Annotated in this window: 17 protein-coding genes; all 17 read right to left on the bottom strand. The window is 58.9% G+C overall.

Annotated features, from left to right (window positions below):
- Nucleotides 1–39: 39 nt before the first annotated feature.
- On the bottom strand, nt 40–816 hold the full coding sequence (gene eutC, locus T18_RS18550; RefSeq protein WP_038493646.1) for an ethanolamine ammonia-lyase subunit EutC: 777 nt from the start codon (nt 814–816) through the stop codon (nt 40–42).
- Nucleotides 816–2216, bottom strand: a complete 1401-nt coding sequence (locus T18_RS18545; protein ID WP_038493648.1) for an ethanolamine ammonia-lyase subunit EutB — start codon at nt 2214–2216, stop codon at nt 816–818. The genes eutC and T18_RS18545 overlap by 1 nt, the downstream gene beginning before the upstream one ends.
- Nucleotides 2217–2228: 12 nt before the next feature.
- Nucleotides 2229–3023: an ABC transporter permease gene (locus tag T18_RS18540; RefSeq protein WP_013761321.1), complete on the bottom strand. Its 795-nt coding sequence runs from the start codon at nt 3021–3023 to the stop codon at nt 2229–2231.
- Between the two features lie 12 nt (nt 3024–3035).
- On the bottom strand, nt 3036–3914 hold the full coding sequence (locus tag T18_RS18535) for an ABC transporter permease (RefSeq protein WP_003517681.1): 879 nt from the start codon (nt 3912–3914) through the stop codon (nt 3036–3038).
- Nucleotides 3911–4984 carry an ABC transporter ATP-binding protein gene (locus T18_RS18530; protein ID WP_019566397.1) on the bottom strand — a complete coding sequence of 358 codons (1074 nt, stop codon included), beginning with the start codon at nt 4982–4984 and terminating at the stop codon, nt 3911–3913. The genes T18_RS18535 and T18_RS18530 overlap by 4 nt, the downstream gene beginning before the upstream one ends.
- A gap of 301 nt (nt 4985–5285) precedes the next feature.
- Entirely contained in the window at nt 5286–6326 is a 1041-nt protein-coding gene (locus T18_RS18525) for an ABC transporter substrate-binding protein (protein ID WP_003517684.1), read from the bottom strand.
- Nucleotides 6327–6388: 62 nt separating this feature from the next.
- Nucleotides 6389–7054 carry an RraA family protein gene (locus T18_RS18520; RefSeq protein ID WP_038493653.1) on the bottom strand — a complete coding sequence of 222 codons (666 nt, stop codon included), beginning with the start codon at nt 7052–7054 and terminating at the stop codon, nt 6389–6391.
- A gap of 15 nt (nt 7055–7069) precedes the next feature.
- A complete protein-coding gene (locus T18_RS18515; protein ID WP_003517686.1) occupies nt 7070–7852 on the bottom strand; it encodes a carbon-nitrogen hydrolase family protein in 783 nt (260 codons plus the stop codon).
- A 147-nt stretch (nt 7853–7999) separates the two neighbouring features.
- A complete protein-coding gene (locus T18_RS18510) occupies nt 8000–8908 on the bottom strand; it encodes a LysR family transcriptional regulator (RefSeq protein WP_003517687.1) in 909 nt (302 codons plus the stop codon).
- Between the two features lie 417 nt (nt 8909–9325).
- Nucleotides 9326–9667 carry a cupin domain-containing protein gene (locus tag T18_RS18500; RefSeq protein ID WP_153793293.1) on the bottom strand — a complete coding sequence of 114 codons (342 nt, stop codon included), beginning with the start codon at nt 9665–9667 and terminating at the stop codon, nt 9326–9328.
- A 59-nt stretch (nt 9668–9726) separates the two neighbouring features.
- Nucleotides 9727–11052 (bottom strand): NAD(P)/FAD-dependent oxidoreductase, encoded by a 1326-nt coding sequence (locus tag T18_RS18495; protein WP_038493656.1) that lies wholly within the window; start codon nt 11050–11052, stop codon nt 9727–9729.
- A gap of 12 nt (nt 11053–11064) precedes the next feature.
- Nucleotides 11065–11955 carry an ABC transporter permease gene (locus T18_RS18490; RefSeq protein ID WP_003517690.1) on the bottom strand — a complete coding sequence of 297 codons (891 nt, stop codon included), beginning with the start codon at nt 11953–11955 and terminating at the stop codon, nt 11065–11067.
- Nucleotides 11956–11997: 42 nt separating this feature from the next.
- A complete protein-coding gene (locus T18_RS18485) occupies nt 11998–12948 on the bottom strand; it encodes an ABC transporter permease (protein ID WP_013761327.1) in 951 nt (316 codons plus the stop codon).
- A 124-nt stretch (nt 12949–13072) separates the two neighbouring features.
- Nucleotides 13073–14734 (bottom strand): peptide ABC transporter substrate-binding protein, encoded by a 1662-nt coding sequence (locus tag T18_RS18480; protein ID WP_003517694.1) that lies wholly within the window; start codon nt 14732–14734, stop codon nt 13073–13075.
- Between the two features lie 140 nt (nt 14735–14874).
- The gene (locus T18_RS18475) at nt 14875–16206 is read right to left on the bottom strand and encodes an NAD(P)/FAD-dependent oxidoreductase (RefSeq protein ID WP_035199278.1); all 1332 of its coding nucleotides are present in this window, start codon (nt 16204–16206) and stop codon (nt 14875–14877) included.
- A 1-nt stretch (nt 16207) separates the two neighbouring features.
- Nucleotides 16208–16918, bottom strand: a complete 711-nt coding sequence (locus tag T18_RS18470) for an SDR family NAD(P)-dependent oxidoreductase (protein ID WP_038493659.1) — start codon at nt 16916–16918, stop codon at nt 16208–16210.
- Nucleotides 16918–17403 carry a MarR family winged helix-turn-helix transcriptional regulator gene (locus T18_RS18465; RefSeq protein ID WP_026330963.1) on the bottom strand — a complete coding sequence of 162 codons (486 nt, stop codon included), beginning with the start codon at nt 17401–17403 and terminating at the stop codon, nt 16918–16920. The genes T18_RS18470 and T18_RS18465 overlap by 1 nt, the downstream gene beginning before the upstream one ends.
- Nucleotides 17404–17558: the final 155 nt, after the last annotated feature.

The following is a 17558-nucleotide window of genomic DNA, read 5'->3' as shown; positions in this document are numbered from 1 at the left end:
CTTGCCGGTTCGTGGCTATGAATGAGATCTGCTTTGTTTCTAGTCGGACAAAGCCGTCAGCGGCTTTTCGAATTCAACCAGCGTCACGCCACTTGTCTCCTGCTGGCACATGGCGCTGATCAGGGTCATGATCTTCCCCGCGGCTTCGACGGGCGGCACGCCACCATCACGAATATTGGAAATGCAGTTGCGTCGGGAATCCGGCAGCCCGGTCTCCGGCCTGAAGGTGACATAGGCGCCAAGACTGTCGGCTGCCGAAAGGCCCGGCCGCTCGCCAATCAGGATCACCGCCACCTTTGCGCCGAGCACGGCTCCCACATCATCCGCCAGCGCAACCCGTGCCTGCGTGGCAAGTGTGAGCGGCGCAACCGTCAGTCCGTTGCTTGCAAGTAAATTAAGCAATGCCGTTGCCACCGGCACTGCATTCATCTCCACAGCCGTTGCGGAAAGCCCGTCGGCGATTACCAATGCGACATCGGCTCCCTTGGCCTGCCCGTCGAGCGCCAGACGGCCTTCGTCTGAAAGAGCACGGCCGAGATCGGGTCGGCGCAGGTAATCCGCACGGTCCTGCGCGCGGCTTGCGACATGCACGACATCCGCACCCGAAGCGCGCAAGTCACGCTCCATTTTTTCAATGTCCAGCGGACGCCACACTGCCTGGCGCGCCTGCGCATGATCCAACAGAAATGTCTGTACCGCGCGCGTGGGCGGGCTTGCACCCGTGCGGCCGAGCGCCACGCGTGCATCGGTTGCCACACGCAGGGCCTTGAGACGTTCCGGCGGGCTGGAGATGAGGGAGGGCCGGCGGTCACGCATCAGGCGGCGTCCCTTCCAAGAAAATCAAGTTCGCGAAGCCCGCGGTTCATCAGCGCAGGGTTCTCGATCATATGGCCGGCGGCATCCGTCACGCCCATATTCACCAGCCACTCCTCAAACTCCGGCGCAGGCCGACGCTTCAGCGTTTCGCGGGCATAGATTGAATCGTGATGGGAAAGCGTCTGGTAGTTCAGCATGACGTCGTCCGAGCCTGGCACGGTAATGACGAAGTTCACATCAGCGGCGCACAGCATGGTCAGCAGCACGTCCATGTCTTCCTGGTCGGCATCGGCGTGGTTGGTGTAGCAGACGTCGACACCCATCGGCAGGCCAAGCAGCTTTCCGCAGAAATGATCTTCAAGCCCGGCGCGAATGATCTGCTTGCCATTATAGAGATATTCCGGACCGATGAAGCCGACGACGGTATTCACCAGAAGCGGCGAGAATTCGCGCGCCACGGCATAGGCACGCGCCTCTATCGTTTGCTGATCGACACCAAAATGCGCATCGGCCGACAGGGCAGCCCCCTGCCCCGTCTCGAAATACATGAGGTCGCTGCCGATAGTTCCGCGCTTCAGCGACTGACCAGCCTCATGAGCCTCTCGCAGAACGGCAAGATCAATGCCGAAGCCCGCATTGGCCTTCTGGGAACCCGCAATCGACTGAAAAACCAGATCGACGGGTGCAGCGCGCTCCATCGCCTTGATAGCCGTCGTCACATGGCCAAGGCAGCAGGTCTGGGTTGGAATGTCCAGCCATTGCCGCAGATCGTCAAGCAACTGCACGACGCGGATATAGTCCGTCACAGCGCTGGTGGCCGGGTTAACACCGATCACCGCATCGCCGCTCCCCAGCAGCAACCCGTCAATGGCCGAGATGGCGATGCCGCGGGAACTGTCAGTCGGATGATTTGGCTGGTTGCGGGTGGAAAGGCGGCCGGAAAGACCAATAGTGTTGCGAAAACGGGTCACGACTTCCCGTTTGGCCGATACCGTCACGAGATCCTGCAGACGCATGATCTTGGAGACTGCCGCCACCATTTCCGGTGTCAGACCCCAACTTACCGCTTCAAGTTCCGCGTGCCCGACCTTGGAATTGAGCAGCCACTCGCGAAATTCACCAACCGTCAGAGAAGACACCGGCGCGAAGGCCAGTGCGTCGTGCTGGCGCGCGATCAGGGCCGAAATCTCGTCCTCGTCCGAGGCGATCAATTCCTGTGCAACAAAGGTGGAAAGCGGCAGATCGGCCAGCGCCATCTGCGCCGCCAGTCTCTCCACCGGCCCTTCCGCCGCGATCCCGGCCAATTGGTCACCGGACCTTTCCGGCGTCGCCTTTGCCATCAGGGTTTTCAGATCGTCGAAACGATAGGTCGTGCCGGCTGCGATCTGTCGATAAGCCATTTTTCCGGCCCCTTACTTCACGAAAGTCTTCGTGAGGCCCACCGTGCGGTCCACGATCAGGACGACGGCAAGCGTGAGCACGATCAGAAGAACGGAGATGGCGGCAACAAGCGGATCAGCCTGGGTTTCGACATGCTGATACATGGCAACGGGGAGCGTCGTGATGCGCGGACCGGTGAGGAACAGCGAAATCACGGCTTCATCGAACGAGACGAGAAAGGAAAGCGCTGCTGTTGCAACGATGCCAGGCGCGATCATCGGCATGGTGACGCGGCGAAAGACGGTAAGAGGTGACGCCCCGAGCGTGGACGCGGCCTCCTCGTAGATCAGCGGCAGGCCCGCAAGCGACGTGGTGAGTACACGCAGCGCATAGGGCAACACGATGATCAGATGCGCGATCACCAGACCCGTGAATGTACCGAGCAGGCCCGCACCGGCAAAGACGATCAGGATCGCAAGGCCAAGAACGATGGTCGGCAGAAGAAGCGGCGCGGTGAAGAAGGCGAGCAATGTATCCGCGCCAATCACCCGCATCCGCACGATGGCATAGGAGGCGGGCAGCGCAATCAGCATGGACAGCACGGTAACGATGACCGCAAGGAGCGTGCTGGTGCCGAGGGCGCCGATCATCTTGGAATTGTGCATGAGATCCACATACCAGCGCAGGCTCCACCCGGAGGGTGGGAAGGTCATGTAGCTGTCGGCCGAAAACGAGATCGGCACGACGAGCACCACGGGCGCAAGGAGGAAAAGGAACATGATGAAGGCGACAATTTTCAGCGCCAGCGGAGCGGGACGTTCTTCCATCTTCGATCTCCTTTACAGAATGGCCCGCAGAAGCCGGGAATAGAGCACCAGGGCGGCACCGAAAATCACGAGGATGATCATCGAAAGCGTAGCGGCGAGTGGCCAGTTGAGCGTCACGATGGCCTGATCATAGATTTCTGTTGCCAGAAGGAAGACGCGGCCACCGCCGAGCAGCTTGGGAGTGATGAACGAACTGACGGCCAGCACGAAGGAGAGCAGGCAACCCAGGGCCACGCCGGGCATGGTGAGCGGCACGATGATCCGCCAGAACACTTTCCAGGGCGATGCGCCGAGCGTTTCCGCAGCTTCCTCGACGCGAGGATCAAGCCTGCCGAAGCCGGCGAGGAGCGCCAGGATCATATAGGGCATCAGGATTTCGGTAAGCCCGATGACGACGCCGATCTTGTTGAACAGCAGACGCACCCCGCCTTGCGCGCCCAGTGCGAAGAGGATGTTGTTGATGAGGCCGTCATCCGCCAGGATTGCGATCCAGCCATAAGTGCGCACCACCGCCGAGGTGAGCAGCGGCGAAATGACCAGCACCAGCAAAAGCGTTTTCCAGCGACCCTGCGCCCGGTGAAGGTAGAGGGCGATGGGATAGGAGGCGAGCAGCGTGAGAACGGTGATCATAAGGCTGGTCAGGATGCTCTGACCAATCAGCTCGATGTAAAAACCGTCGGTCAGTGTCGACGACCAGTTGTCGAGCGTATGGGCTTCACCGAGACCGCCGCCGCCGAGGCTTTCGCGGAAGGAAAGCAGCAGCAGGTTGAAGACGGGCAACACGAAGGCCAGACCGTTGACCGCAATGATGGGTCCAAGAAGAAGGGTTGCGAGAAACACGATGGAAGAGGTACGGCCACCGGGAGCCGTGATCATGACCGCCGCCGTCATCGGTTTGCTCCGAAGACCAGAGTATCCTCCACGCGCCAGACGAGACTGACCGCGCTGCCTGCCGCGACCGGCGTTTCACCGCCGGAGGTCGCGCGTTCCACGGACAGGGTCTGCCCGCCAGCGGCGATCTCGTAGTGGAGGATGTCGCCGGCATAATAGACATCGCGGACTTCGCCGGCGATGCGATTGACGGGCGCTCCGTCGAAATCGGGGACGGCGTCGCCAGCGACGGTCATGGCCATGCGATGCGGCCGTACCATCAGGTCGATCTTACCGCTGTGCGCACCGGGCGCTCGCAGCACCGCATCGCCAACCGTGATGCGGTCACCGGCGGCGTTGCCGACCAGCCTGTTGGTGCGACCGACGAAGGAGGCGACGAATGCCGTGGCCGGGCGCTCATAGAGATCGTGCGGCGTGCCAAGCTGTTCCAGGTGCCCGCCATTGAGCACAGCGACCTTGTCGCACATGCTGAGCGCCTCAACCTGATCATGCGTGACGAAGATGGAAGTGATGCCAAGCTGTTTCTGGATACGGCGAATCTCGGCGCGCATCTCGTCGCGCAGCTTTGCGTCTAGATTGGAAAGAGGTTCGTCAAACAAGAGAATGGACGGCTGAATGACGAGGGCGCGCGCCAGTGCGACGCGCTGCTGCTGGCCTCCGGAAAGCTGGGCGGGGCGACGGTCCTCGCGCCCTTCCAGACGCACCATGGCAATGGCCTCACGGGCACGGCGTTCCGCCTCGGCAGCAGGCACTTTGCGCATTTCAAGACCGAACATGACATTCTTGAGGACCGTCATGTGGGGGAAGAGCGCGTAGCTCTGGAAAACGAGGCCAATGTCACGCTTATAAGGCGCAAGTTTCGTCACGTCCTTGCCGTCGATCAGGATAGACCCCGAGGAGACAGGAGAGAGGCCTGCAATCATGCGCAACGACGTCGACTTGCCGCAGCCGGAAGGACCAAGGAAGGCAACCAGTTCGCCCTTGGGAATCTCGAGATTGAGATTATCCACGGCGACGATTGTCTCGTAGCGCTTGGTCAGTGAACGAATCGAGAGGAATCCTGGCTGCATGGTATCTGAAGTTCCCATTCTGGCTTCTTGCCTTTCTCCAGAACATCTCCGACCCGCAGGGAATCGGAAATGCCTTGGCCCTTGATCTACGCAAGCGCCGCGAAAAATCGCTGCGCCGTTCCGCGGTGCCTCCCCTAGTGCAGGCCTAGGCCCCGCTCGGAATGCATGTCCGCGTCGGCTCCCACCTCTTCCGCCCCAGCGCCTTCAGAGGAGATGATCCGAGTGTTTTGGTATGCTGCTTCCGCGACTGCCATGGGAGCCGCGGAAGTCCTTTCATTTTTTTGCGCTCTGCGCAGAAGTCTCAACGGCTGAGGGGAATGACCTTGCGGCGCCAGTCCTGCGTAATCTGGTCGCGGACCTTCGAGAGGCCAATCCAATCCACCGGGATGACCTTGTCCATCGCCTTGACGACCGTGCGCTCACTCACATCGGCAGAGACAGAGGACTTGGAATTGGTCGGCGCATAATACATGGCGGCGGTAAAGGCAGCCTGGGCTTCCGGGCTCAGCGCATAATCAACGAACTTGCGCGCAGCCTCGGATGACGGACCACCCTTGACGAGGTTGAGCGTGTTGATCTGGAGGATCGTGCCTTCCTTCGGAAGAACCACCTTCATCTTGCCTTTGGAACCGTCAGCATTCACCTGGCTACGGGCGTTCCAGCCCACGCCCAGCGAAACCTGGCCGTTGACAACGTTCGGATAGACTTCCGGCTTCGGCTCCCAGGTCTGCACATTTGGAGCAACTTCAGCCATAGCATTGATGCCGGCATCGATGTTCTTGATGAAATCAGTCCCGCCATTCATATGGTCCATGATGATGGTGGTACCGATACCGACGATATCGGGCGCGCTCAGCATGGCGACTTTGCCCTTGAGGGCGCTATCCTTCAGAGCGTTCCAGCTGTCGGGAGCCGTCTTGATGGCATCGGTATTGTAGATGAGCACGAGATTGTCGAACGTTACGCCAACCCCGGCCACGCCTTCGAAGCGGGCATTAGGATAGAGGTCGGCGACATTCTTGGTTACGCTTTCGTCGATCTTGTCAAACAAACCTTCGTCCGTACCTGTTTTGGCGACGGAGACGTCCATCAGAGCGATATCGGACTGCGGCGCAGCCTTCTGGGCGCGCAGCGAGCCGAGCATTGCAGCAGAGCCCTGCTGCGGGAAATATTCGATCTTGATATCAGGGTTAGCCGCCATGAAAGGTTCGATGACGGCCTTGGTGTAACGCTCCTGGAAAAGGCCGCTATAGCCGAGGAACGTCACGGTCTGCTGGGCGTGCGCCGGCAGAGCGGCCGCGCCGAGCATGAGAATCCCACTCAGAAGTATTGTTTTCTTCATTGTCCTGTTCTCCTCTATTGTTATTTGGAGTGGCGGACTGATCCGCCACCCATAAGACGATGTCAGGCGCTCAGCTTGGCCTGAACGAGCTTGTTGGCGCCAGAAATGTCCGGCAATTTCTCACCGTTGCGCAGGCGCTCCAGAAGCACGAGTTCGGCTTCCTGCATGCCGATGGCGCGTTCAGCCATGGCTCGAGCCTGGCTTGGATGAAGAGCGACAACACCGCTTTCATCGCACAGGATCGCATCACCCGGATTGATCACCTGGCCGCCGACGCTGATCGGAACGTTGATCGCGCCTTCGAGGCCGAGGATCTTGGTGGTGATGGGCGAAGGACCACGGCACCACATCGGCATGTCGACCTTGGCGAACTCCGAGAAGTCGGTCGCCGGGCCATCAACGACGCCGGCCTTAACGCCGGCCATCTTCATGGTGTTGGTGATAACACCGCCCCAGCAGGCGTGACGGGTATCGCCGCAACGGTCGATGAGGACGATATCCCCGGGACGCACGAACTGCGACAGATAGTGGAGCATGGTCGAATCCGCATTGGGGATGCGCAGCGTGACGGCAGTGCCTGCCACACGTTTGCCCGGAAGGACGGCGCGGATTTCAGGATCGACGAAGCCGGAGTGAAGCACGTGACCGATCGTTGCGACTTCGACCTTCTCAAGAAGCTCGATGATGTCGGCACCGATCTGTTCGGGCATGGGGTTGGCGATAAACATTGAGTCTTTCTCCGATCAGAGAACGTGGTGGTTCGCCACCGGTACGTTGGCGCGCACCTTGGCCGAATAGTCGAAGTCAAGGACGGCACCGGCCGTTCCAACGCTGTCGGAGCATTGGGCGACGATGTGGCCCCACGGATCGATGACCATGGAATGCCCCCAGCATGCCTTCTTGCCACCCGCATGGGTGCCGATCTGGCCGACGGCCAGAAAGTAGGTCTGGGTTTCGACGGCACGGGCGCGCGCCAGAACTTCCCAATGGTCCTTGCCTGTCATCAGGGTGAAGGCCGCTGGCAGAACGATGACGTCTGCACCTTTGTCCCGCAGGGCGCGAAACAGTTCAGGGAAGCGAATATCGTAGCAGATGCCACAACCGACCGTCTTGTCGCCAACCTTGTAGGTCACGACTTCTTCGCCACGGGCAACGGAGTCGGATTCGCGGTAGCTGATGCCGTTTGGCGTATCGACGTCGAACAGGTGCATCTTGCGGTAACGCGCGATCTGTTTGCCATCCGGCCCGAAAACGAGCGTCGAATTGTAAAATCGATTGCCTTCCTTCTCGACGATGGAGCCGGCATGCAGCGTGATCGCGTGCTTCTTGGCCAGCCCCGAGAGCAGCGTGTAAATCTCGCCGTCAGGGAATTCCTCCCCGCTCTCATGCATCTCCTGGGGATTATCTCCAAGAAATGCAAAGTATTCCGGAAGAACAACAAGGTCAGGATTGTCCGCCTTGACTGCCTTCTCAATAAGATCGGCAGCAACCTTAAGGTTTTCTGCCTTGTCATTCTGGGTATTCATTTGAACAAGTGAGACTTTCACGTTGCTCTCCTCTCATGTTGCGAGGAGAATTAAGAACGGGAACTGTTTTCATTACAAACGGAAAAACTCTATCGAAACCCATAAGGTAAGCTTATAGATTAATCATTTTGCGCTGCAGCGCAAAATTTAGGCGGCAGCCGTCATCCATTGCGTGGTGGTTTCACTGACGATTTCCGTCGCCATATCGGCAATGGCCCGGGCAATCGCGTTGTCGCCACGCTCCTGATAAACGGTGTGAAATGTGAGGGGCGGTACTGACGGACTAATGTCGAGAATACGCGCCTCACCGGATTTGATGATGCCGTCCACCAGCACACGCGGTAAAGCGCCCACCCCAACGGCCGCGGCCACAAGGCGGGTCATGATCGACAGCGAATTGGAATTATAGATGCGGCTGTCGGACAACCCGTGAGAATCGAGCAACGCGCGCAACGCCTGATGTGGCTGCGAGCCTGTCGAGAAGGTAAGTAACGGAAAATGCGCGATATCTTCGAGTGTGACGCCCGTTTCCGGCAGCGGCAATTCAACCGCGCCAACCCAACAGGACTCGAACGTACAGAGCGGTGAATTGTAGATATTTGCAGCCATGATCGGCCCCATGATGAAACCGACATCCACCTCACCGTTTTGAATGCGCTGGGATAGTTTCAGGCTGGTGTCGATGGTCAGATCCAGGCTGACGCCGGGGTAACGTTCGTTCATGCGGCGAATGAGCAGCGGTAACCAGGCATAGACGATCGTGTCGGCAGCACCGATGCGCACGGTGCCTCTCAGCGCCTCCCGGCTACTCACGATCTGTCGGAACTCACCGGTCAGATTGACGATCTTTTCGGCATGCTGCAGCGCCAGACGACCAGCAGGTGTCAAGTTGACGCAGCGCACATCGCGCGTGAAAAGCACGACGCCAAGCTCCCTTTCGAGGGCGGCAATTCGGTTGGACACCGACGCCTGGGTGGTATTCAACCGTTCCGCGGCCGCCGAAAAGCTGTTCAGTCGTGCAGCCCAGAGGAAAGTTTCGAGAAATCGCGTATTCATGAGGTAAAATCTTCCCGCATGGCTCCGCGAGCCGGCACTAACGTCGCTGGCTCGTCTTGCCCTTGGTCCTTTGTGGTTCGAGTGCAAGTATGTCCGATGCACGCCCCCATAAGCAAGGGATCAACGCCCTGGCCCTGGCACCGCTTTTTCGCACCGGCTGGCGCTGGAAAAGGGATGACGGTCACAAGGATGTTTCAAATGAGTGGCCTGTTTTGCACCAGCTGCTTCCCAAACCATTGAACGCAAACAGGGCTCTGCGTCTCCTCGGAGCCCTGTTTCTTTAGATCTTTGATTGTCGGACCATCAGCGTTGCACCGGATTGCTGTGACGAAAGACAGATCGGCGAGATCTAAATCCTCGTGCCGCGAATACAGGACACAGCCCGCCTTAAGTCTGCAGGCACCCCTCCCCCAAACCTCACGGCTTCGGGATGACAGTTGCGAGCTTGCGGAACGGCGACAGGATTTCGAGGCGGCTTGGCACGCCCTTGGCGATGCTGATAATCGATCCGGGACCGATCTTCACAGGTTCGGCTTCGGCCTGCGAATACATTGCCTCACCCTCAACGACGACAAAAGTTTCCTCGAGGTCACGACCCGGATAGTTGTAGATGCCGGGCTCGGCCTTCCAGACTGCGACGATCGTGCCATTTTCGATCTGGTCCTGCCATATCTGGCGACGATACGAACCGCCTTCACGGCCTTCGGCGGGCATGGCCGGAACAAGATCCACGTCATCGGAAATATTGAAAATCGGCATGGTCACGGGAATTCTCCTTGCTTTGTCAATGTTGGCACGGACCTTGGGGCCGCGCCGGTTCAGGCATGGGGCGGCAGTTCCGCCCCAGCTAGTTTCGTGGATATGTTGTCGCGCAGCCGGTAGTAACGCAGCGCCATTGCGGGTGCGAAACCCATAAAGAAGGGAGCTGCCTTCAGTGGTTCCAGCTTCAGGGCAAGCTCGTTCTCCGGCTTGCCAAGCGCCCATTCCGAAAGAATGGAACCGAGCATCGAGCCGGTCGGCACACCACGGCCCGAAAGACCGGTCAAAGCCACAACGCCCGGCGCGAGACCATAAAACCGCGGTACGGTGCGATATTGCATATCGAGTTCGCCGAACCAGAAATACTCCCAGCGGATCTCTTCCCGGAGCTTTGGATGCAGCCATTTGAGCCGTTCGCTCATGACCTGTCTCGTATAGGCCATGTCGCGGCCGCGGCGTCCCATGGGAAACATCGATGCGACGATCCGGCCTTCGGCATTGTATTTGTAGACGTAGATATCGCCGCGACCATCATGAATGGTCGTGTTCTGCGGCAGGACGGTCCGGCGTGTTTCTTCGGACAAAATTTGCGTGGCAGCAACGAACACGCGTTGAATCTTGAAGGTTCGATCCAGCTTGGGCCAACCACCAACCGTATAAGCGCCAGTGGTAAAGATCACTTTCGACGCGACCACTTCTCCGCGATCGGTCTTGACCTTCCAGCCTCCGGTTATGTCGCGTTCGCAACCCGTCACTGCCGAGCCGGTAAATATCTTTCCGCGCTCCTGGATGACAGCACGGCCGAGACCGCGGGCGTAACCGAGCGGATTGAGGTGACCTGCCTCTTCGTGCAGCCAGCCGCCGTCGAAACGCGGACTGCCGGTGGCCGCTTCCACCTCGTCACGGTCGAGCAGCCGGGTTTTCGCGCCCACCGCATTATAGGTCTCGACCTTGCGCCTGATCTCATCCATGGCGCCCTTATGCGGTGCGCCCATCACATAGCCGTTCTGTACCCATTCGCAGTCGATCTGATAGTCGCGGATCATGCTCGAGACGCGGTCATTCGCCCGCGTCTGCCGTTCGATCAGCCGTTCCGCCCAGGGCTCGCCCAGCATCCTGCGCAGCTCTGGTAGGCTATAATGGGTAAAGGTCGGGGTGCAATGTCCGGCATTGCGGCCCGAACCGCCGAAGCCGATTTCCTGCCGCTCCAGAAGCACGACATTGATGCCGGTTTTCGCCAACTCCAATGCGGTCGTCAGACCGGTATAACCCGCGCCGACGATGCAGACATCGGCCTGCACGCGACCCGAAAGAGGCTCCGTATGCGGTGCTGAAGCCGCGGTCGCATACCACAGTGTCACGTCAAAGGGTGAGAACGAAACCATCTACCGAAACCTTCAGTTCAGGTCGCTGCGCGCATCGAGCGCATCACGAAGCCCATCACCGATGAAATTGAAGCTGGTGACGGCAAGCGTGATGGCGACGCCCGGCACGATGGCGAGCCAGGGCGCCTTGTCGAGATATTGCTGGGCTCCGTTCAGCATATTGCCCCAGCTCGGCAGCGGCGGCTGAATGCCATAACCGAGAAAGCTGATATAGGCCTCCAGAAGGATGGCACGCGCGACCGTCAGGGTCGCGGCAACGATGATGGGGCCGACAGCATTCGGCAGCAGTTCCCGGAACATGATCCAGCCATTAGGCAGGCCCAGCATACGGGCTGCCATGACGAAGTCGCGTTCGCGCAGAGACCGCACTTCCGCTTCAACCAGACGGGCAATTTCCATCCAGCTCGTAACGGCAATGATAACCGTGATCATGAACGGGCTCGGCTTGACGAAAGCAGCCAGAGCGAGAAGCAGGAAAATACTCGGGAAAGACAGAAAGGCATCGACGAAACGCATCAGTATCGCGCCGATGCGCCCGCCATAATAACCGGCAACGACACCGATGATGGTGCCGATTAGTGTCGACAGCACCATGGCGAAAAACCCGACCAGCAGTGAAATGCGGCCGGCATTGAAAAGGCGCGCGGCTATGTCGCGTCCGAGCGGATCGGTGCCGAAAATATGGTAACCGGTCATCGGCGGGGCAAAACGGGCGCGCAGATCGATGAACAATTCGTCGTAAGGCAAGAGATAGGGCCCAACCACGCAGGCGAAAATCATGACGGTGATCATGATGAGGCCGAGCACAGCAAGCTTGTGGCGGGCGAAACGGCGCAGCGTGCGGTTCTGCCACCAGTGAAACCGCGGTGCGGCCTGTGAGGGATGGAGGGTTGCAGCGGACATGGTCTTTCCTTCGATTGAGTGCGGCGTTTCGTCGATCCGGCTCTATCCGAGCCGGATGCGGGGATCGACGAGAGCGACCATGAGGTCAGCGAGCAGGCTTCCGATGAGCACGAGAATTGCGGAAAACATCAGAAGCCCCATCACGACAGGGTAGTCGTGATAACCAAGGCTATCGAGGAACAGGCGGCCCATGCCGGGCCAGGTAAAGACCGTCTCCGTTACGAGGGCGCCGCCGAGAATCGTCGGGAGCTGCAGACCGGCAAGGGTAATCATTGGCAGAAGTGCATTGCCGACGACGTGTTTCATCAGAACCCGGCGCGGGGTCAGCCCCTTGGCGCGGGCGGTGCGGACAAAATCCTGATTGATGACGTCAAGCGTCGCAGTCCGCATGTAGCGGCTCCAGACGGCGATGTTGACGAGGGCGAGTACCAGGCTCGGCATGATCAGGTGAATTGCATAGTCATAAAAAGACTGATCGCCGATCGTATACATGTTGCCCGCCGGCAGCCATTTTAGCCTGAGCGCGAAAACATAGATGGCCACCAGTCCGAACCAGAAGGTGGGAATTGAAAGCGCGACCATGGCCCCGACCGTGGCGGTGTAATCGAACAGCGTGTAACGTTTGGTCGCCCCCTTGATACCGATCCAAGTGCCGACAAGGATGGATACGACGGTTGATGAGACCATCAACAGCAGGGTCGCAAACAAATGCCCGGAGATGATATCGAGAACCGGACGTTGGTCGCGATAGGATTTCCCCCAATCGCCTTGCAGCAGGCGCCAGGCCCATTCGAGATATTGCACCGGCAACGGTCGATCGAGACCCATCTGGTGGGCGATGCGATCAAGCGCCTCCCGCGTCATGCCGGGCGTCAGGGCAAATTGCGACAATGGCCCGCCAGGCGCGAGGTTGAGGATGGCAAAACCGATGATCGAGACAAGCAGCAGAAGTACGAGGCTCTGCCATATCCGATGGAGAAGAAAGGTCAGCATGATGAGACTCCAGGTCGCATCGTGGAACTGGCTAGCACCATCCACGAATAGCCGTCAGAGTGCCGGCTGCTTCAAAGCCGGCACTTCACATGGATCGGGCATAAAGCCCTGTCTGCGGCAGGCTTTACGCCAGACGCCAGGTCGCAACGTTCCAGGTATCGATACGGTTATTGACGTTTGGCTTCACGTTTTCGACGCCCTGCTTGTGACCACGCACCGTCGCGTACTGGAACAGCGGCAACAGCGGCAGCTCCTTGCGCATGATCTCCTGGATCTTCAGGTAGACGGCCTTGCGCTCCTCCGGCACGAAGAGACTGCCGCCCTTGGCCAGAAGATCATCGACGTCCTTGTTGACGAACTGCCAGGTATTCTGGCCCGAGCCGCCTTTTGCAGCACTCGACGTCGAGCGGAAGAAGTCGGAGGTATCGGGATCCGGGCCGGTCAGGAAGTCGAGCCCGACGATAACCGAATCGAACTTCGACAGCATCCAGTAGTCACCCCACATGACAGCTGGCGGCAGGTTCGAAATGGTCATCTCCACGCCGATATCCTTGAAGGATTGCTGCATGTATTGCTGAACCTGTTCGCGGATGTGATTGCCCGCTGTCGTGGAGCAGGTGAAGGCGAGCTTCACGCCATCCTTGGCGCGAATGCCGTCCGCCCCGGGCGCCCAGCCCGCATCGTCGAGCAGCTTTTTAGCTTTCTCGATGGAATATTCATGCTTGGGAAGATCTGGATTGTAATAGAAAGACTGCTGCGGAACGTAGCTTTCGGTGGGTGTGGGCAAACCGTAATAAAGTGCCTCGATGATCGATTGTTTGTCGATCGCCGCATAAAGCGCCTCTCTTACCGCCGGCTCCTTGAACTGTGGACGTTCCATGTTGAACGAGAGGGATTCAATCGTCGAGCCCGGCACGACGTTGACCACCTTGCCGGCGAGATCCTTGGCCTCGTCATAATGGTCGGGTGTGATCCATTGCAGGCCCACCACGTCTATGTCGCCGGTCTTGAACTGGGTGTACATCACATTCAGGTCGGGTACGTATTTGTAGACCAGACGCTCTATATGCGGGCCATCACCAAAATACTCGGTATTGGCGTCGAGCAGAATGTAGTCACCCGCAACCCGCTCCTTCCATTTGAATGCGCCCGTTCCGACCGGCGCGTTGTTATAGGCGGCGGTATTGCGGTCAGCTTCCGCACCTAGGAGGTGCTTCGGCGTAATAAATGTGGAAGCAAGGATCGAGGGATAGGGCGCGAAGGGCTTTTCCATCTTCCAGGTGATTTCCGTCGGCGAAACCACGGTCAAATCCCTTACGAATTCGTGCCCGGTCTTGCGCCATGAACGGAAGTTGGGATCGACCAGAAGTTCAAGCGTGAACTTTACGTCTTCAGCGGTGAACGGCTTGCCGTCGTGCCATTTGACGTCGTCACGCAGCTTGACCTTCCAGTTGAGACCATCGGCGGAAATGCCGCCGTTTTCGACCGTCGGCACTTCGGCGGCGAGAGCTGCCACGAAGGCACCTTTCTCGTCGACATAAAACAGCGGGTCGAAGATGCTGAAATGGATGCCTTCGTCTACTTCAATATGCGGCATATGTGGATTGAACACGGTAGGCTCCTGCGAGAAGCCGACCGTGAGCTGGCCTTTGGCGGCCTTGTCCTGCGCCATGGCGCGGGAAAAACCCGGAAGACCGGAAAGGACGACGCCGGATGCGCCGAGCGCCAAAAGGCCGAGTGCCTGGCGGCGGGTGGTATTGATAAGCGGCTTGTTCTGGTCGGACATTTTTTAGTTCCCCTTGATCCGATGGTTGAACACGACGATTATTTTTGCTTCCGCCTCTTTGGGCGGTACTACTCCCATCAGCAGTTGCCTGCCTCATGCGTCAAAAGGATCGGCGGCACCTGACCGCCGGACTTCTCATTTCAAAAGCCGCTGACCAGTTCGATCTTCGAACCGTCGCTGAAGCGGCTGAAACGGAAATCGCGACGATCGACAATCGGATTGCGGCCTGTGACGATATCAGCCATGAGTTTTCCAGCCGCCGGGCCGATGCCGAAACCATGGCCGGAAAAGCCGGTTGCAACGTGAAAGCCCGGAATGGCGTCGATATTGTCGATGACCGGAATAGCGTCAGGCGTCACATCGATCATGCCCGCCCAGCGCTGCGAAATTTCGGCCTTTTCGAAAACGGGGAAGGCTTTCTTCAGCTTGGCAAAGGCGCCGTCCGTCATGTCCATGGCCGGAACGGGATCGAGCACGCGATTATATTCGAAGGGCGAAGCCTCATCGAGCGCCCAGCGGCGCGGAATGCGCCATTCATCGTAAAAGCGGCCAGTCAGGCGCAGGTCGAGCGAGCGCCACTCATGCCGCAGAGCCGGCAGGAATTTCAGTGCATAACGGAAAGATGCGGGCACGATGTCGACGATGTTCTGGAAGCCGTTCGCGATCGTATATCCGCCGTCGAGGCGCTTGCGGATCGCAAAACCGTTCGACCAGATTGCCTCTTCCGGGCCGCCTTCCAGCGGCTTTGTGCGCAGCACGGAATTCATGACCTTAAGCTGCGGCAGATCGAGACCGTTGTTGCCGAGAAACAGGCTGGACCACGCGCCACCCGCCATGACCGCCGCCTTGCAGGCAATTTCACCGCGCTCTGTCACGACACCCGACACCTTGCCGCCGGAGAGCTGCAGACCGCGCACGGCGCATTCGGTCAGAATGAAAGCGCCGCGGTCGCGGGCAGCTTCCGCAATGGCAGGCGCGGCGCGCTGCGGCTCGGCCCGGCAATCACCGGCAGTATAGAGCGCACCGGCGACATCCATGTTGGAATGAGGATATTTCGCCTTGAATTCCTTTGCACTCAGCATGCGGCTTTCAATCTGGTAGCCTTCCAGATTGCGGTTCCAGCGTTCGTGCTCGGAAAATTCCTTTTCGTTTGCGCATGTAAAGACGATGCCGGAACGCTTAAAACCAGTCTCCCGCCCTGTACGACGATTGAGATCCGCCCAGATGCGCAGCGATTCTGCCATCAAGGGCACCTCGCGTGGATCGCGGCGGGAAATGCGCACCCAGCCCCAGTTGCGGCTCGACTGCTCGTGGCCGATACCGCCCTTTTCGCAAAGCGCAACACGCAGCCCCTGATCGACGAGTTCAAGCGCGGTGGAGGTGCCGATAATGCCGCCGCCAATGACGACGACATCGACTTCTTTCGGCAATTCCGCATCGCCATGGACGGGAACGACATAAGGACCGGGCATGTCAGAAAAACTCCTCAAGCTGGCAATTGATGGCGAATTCGGCGACGGAAGCCTCATTCGGTAAGGACAGCAGCATGGCAATGATGCGGGCAAGATCGGCGGGCTGGGTCATTTGATCCGCCGGCCGTGCGGATAAGGCGGTCGCCATATCGGTCGCAACGAAACCGGGGCATACGGCTGTCGCGCGCACGCCGCTTTCGAAGCCCGCCTGTCGGATGGCATGCGCAAGCGCGACCGCCGCGAATTTGGAGAGAGAATAGCTACCGGCAGATGCGGACTTCACCCGCTTGCCGGAGAGGGAAGCGAGGATGATGACCCGGCCACGACCGCTCTCGCTCAACGCCTCCCAGGCGGCCTTAACCAGCCTTCTCGGTGCCTTGACGTTGACCGCAAGCATGGCGTCGATGTCTTCGTCGTCTGCTTCGATCACTGTCTTCGGTATCATGATGCCGGCATTGGCCACGACAGCATCGATACGACCGAAATGCTGATACGCTTCATCGGCCCAGCGCTTCTCCGCACTCGCATCATTTGCGTCATAATGGGCAAGATGGACCTGTCCCTCGTGACCCACAGCCCATTGCGGCAGCGACGGGCTGCGCATACCAAGCGATACCGACCAGCCTTCGCCAAGAAGAGTAGCAGCGATATGGTCGCCTATACCCCGGCTTGCACCGGATATGAGAGCAACGCGTTTTGTCGTTCGTTCCATCATGCTAGCCCCACAATATGGCGGTAGGCGCGACGCAAAATGTCGATAACCTGCTTCTGCTCGTCTTCCGGGATGAAGCTGAAGAAATCGCGCGATTGCTGCGGAACGATCTCCCGGATTTTCGTTGCAAGTGCCGCTCCGGCTTCGGTGATGTAAAGCTCCTGGGCGCGGCTGTCCTCCTGCGACACTTCCCGGCGTATCAGATCGTGCGACACCATCTGGTCGATGATCCTGCCCATCGCAGACCGGTCCCGCATCGTCAGATGAGCTATCACTGAAGGACGGATACCCGGGTAGTCATCGACGAGCAGCAGGGTCGTGATCTTTCCAGTTCCCTTCGCCACATCCAGCCCGTCCAGCCGGGCATCGAGATCGCGCGATACGGCAAGGTTGATCGTGCGGATGTAAAAGCTCAGCGTGTCTTCAAGCACGTCGAGATTGATATCAGTTGGCGATGTCGGCGGGTTTTCAGTTGGTTTGGACATGGAGTTTCCGTTCGAATGGTCAAAGATCGACATTGGCGCACACGCTTTCCCGGCGTGCCGCAGTGCAGGTTTTCGGCCATGTCGTATGTCAGTTTCGTGACTGAATGAAAGGATAATTAGTAGACAAACGCAACTACTTTTTATTCCTGAAATCA

The organism is Rhizobium sp. TBD182 (assembly GCF_001950375.1).
In the GTDB taxonomy this organism is placed as follows: Bacteria; Pseudomonadota; Alphaproteobacteria; order Rhizobiales; family Rhizobiaceae; genus Agrobacterium; species Agrobacterium tumefaciens.
Note: the sequence above shows the minus strand (reverse complement) of the source record. Positions and strands in the feature narration are given on the sequence as shown.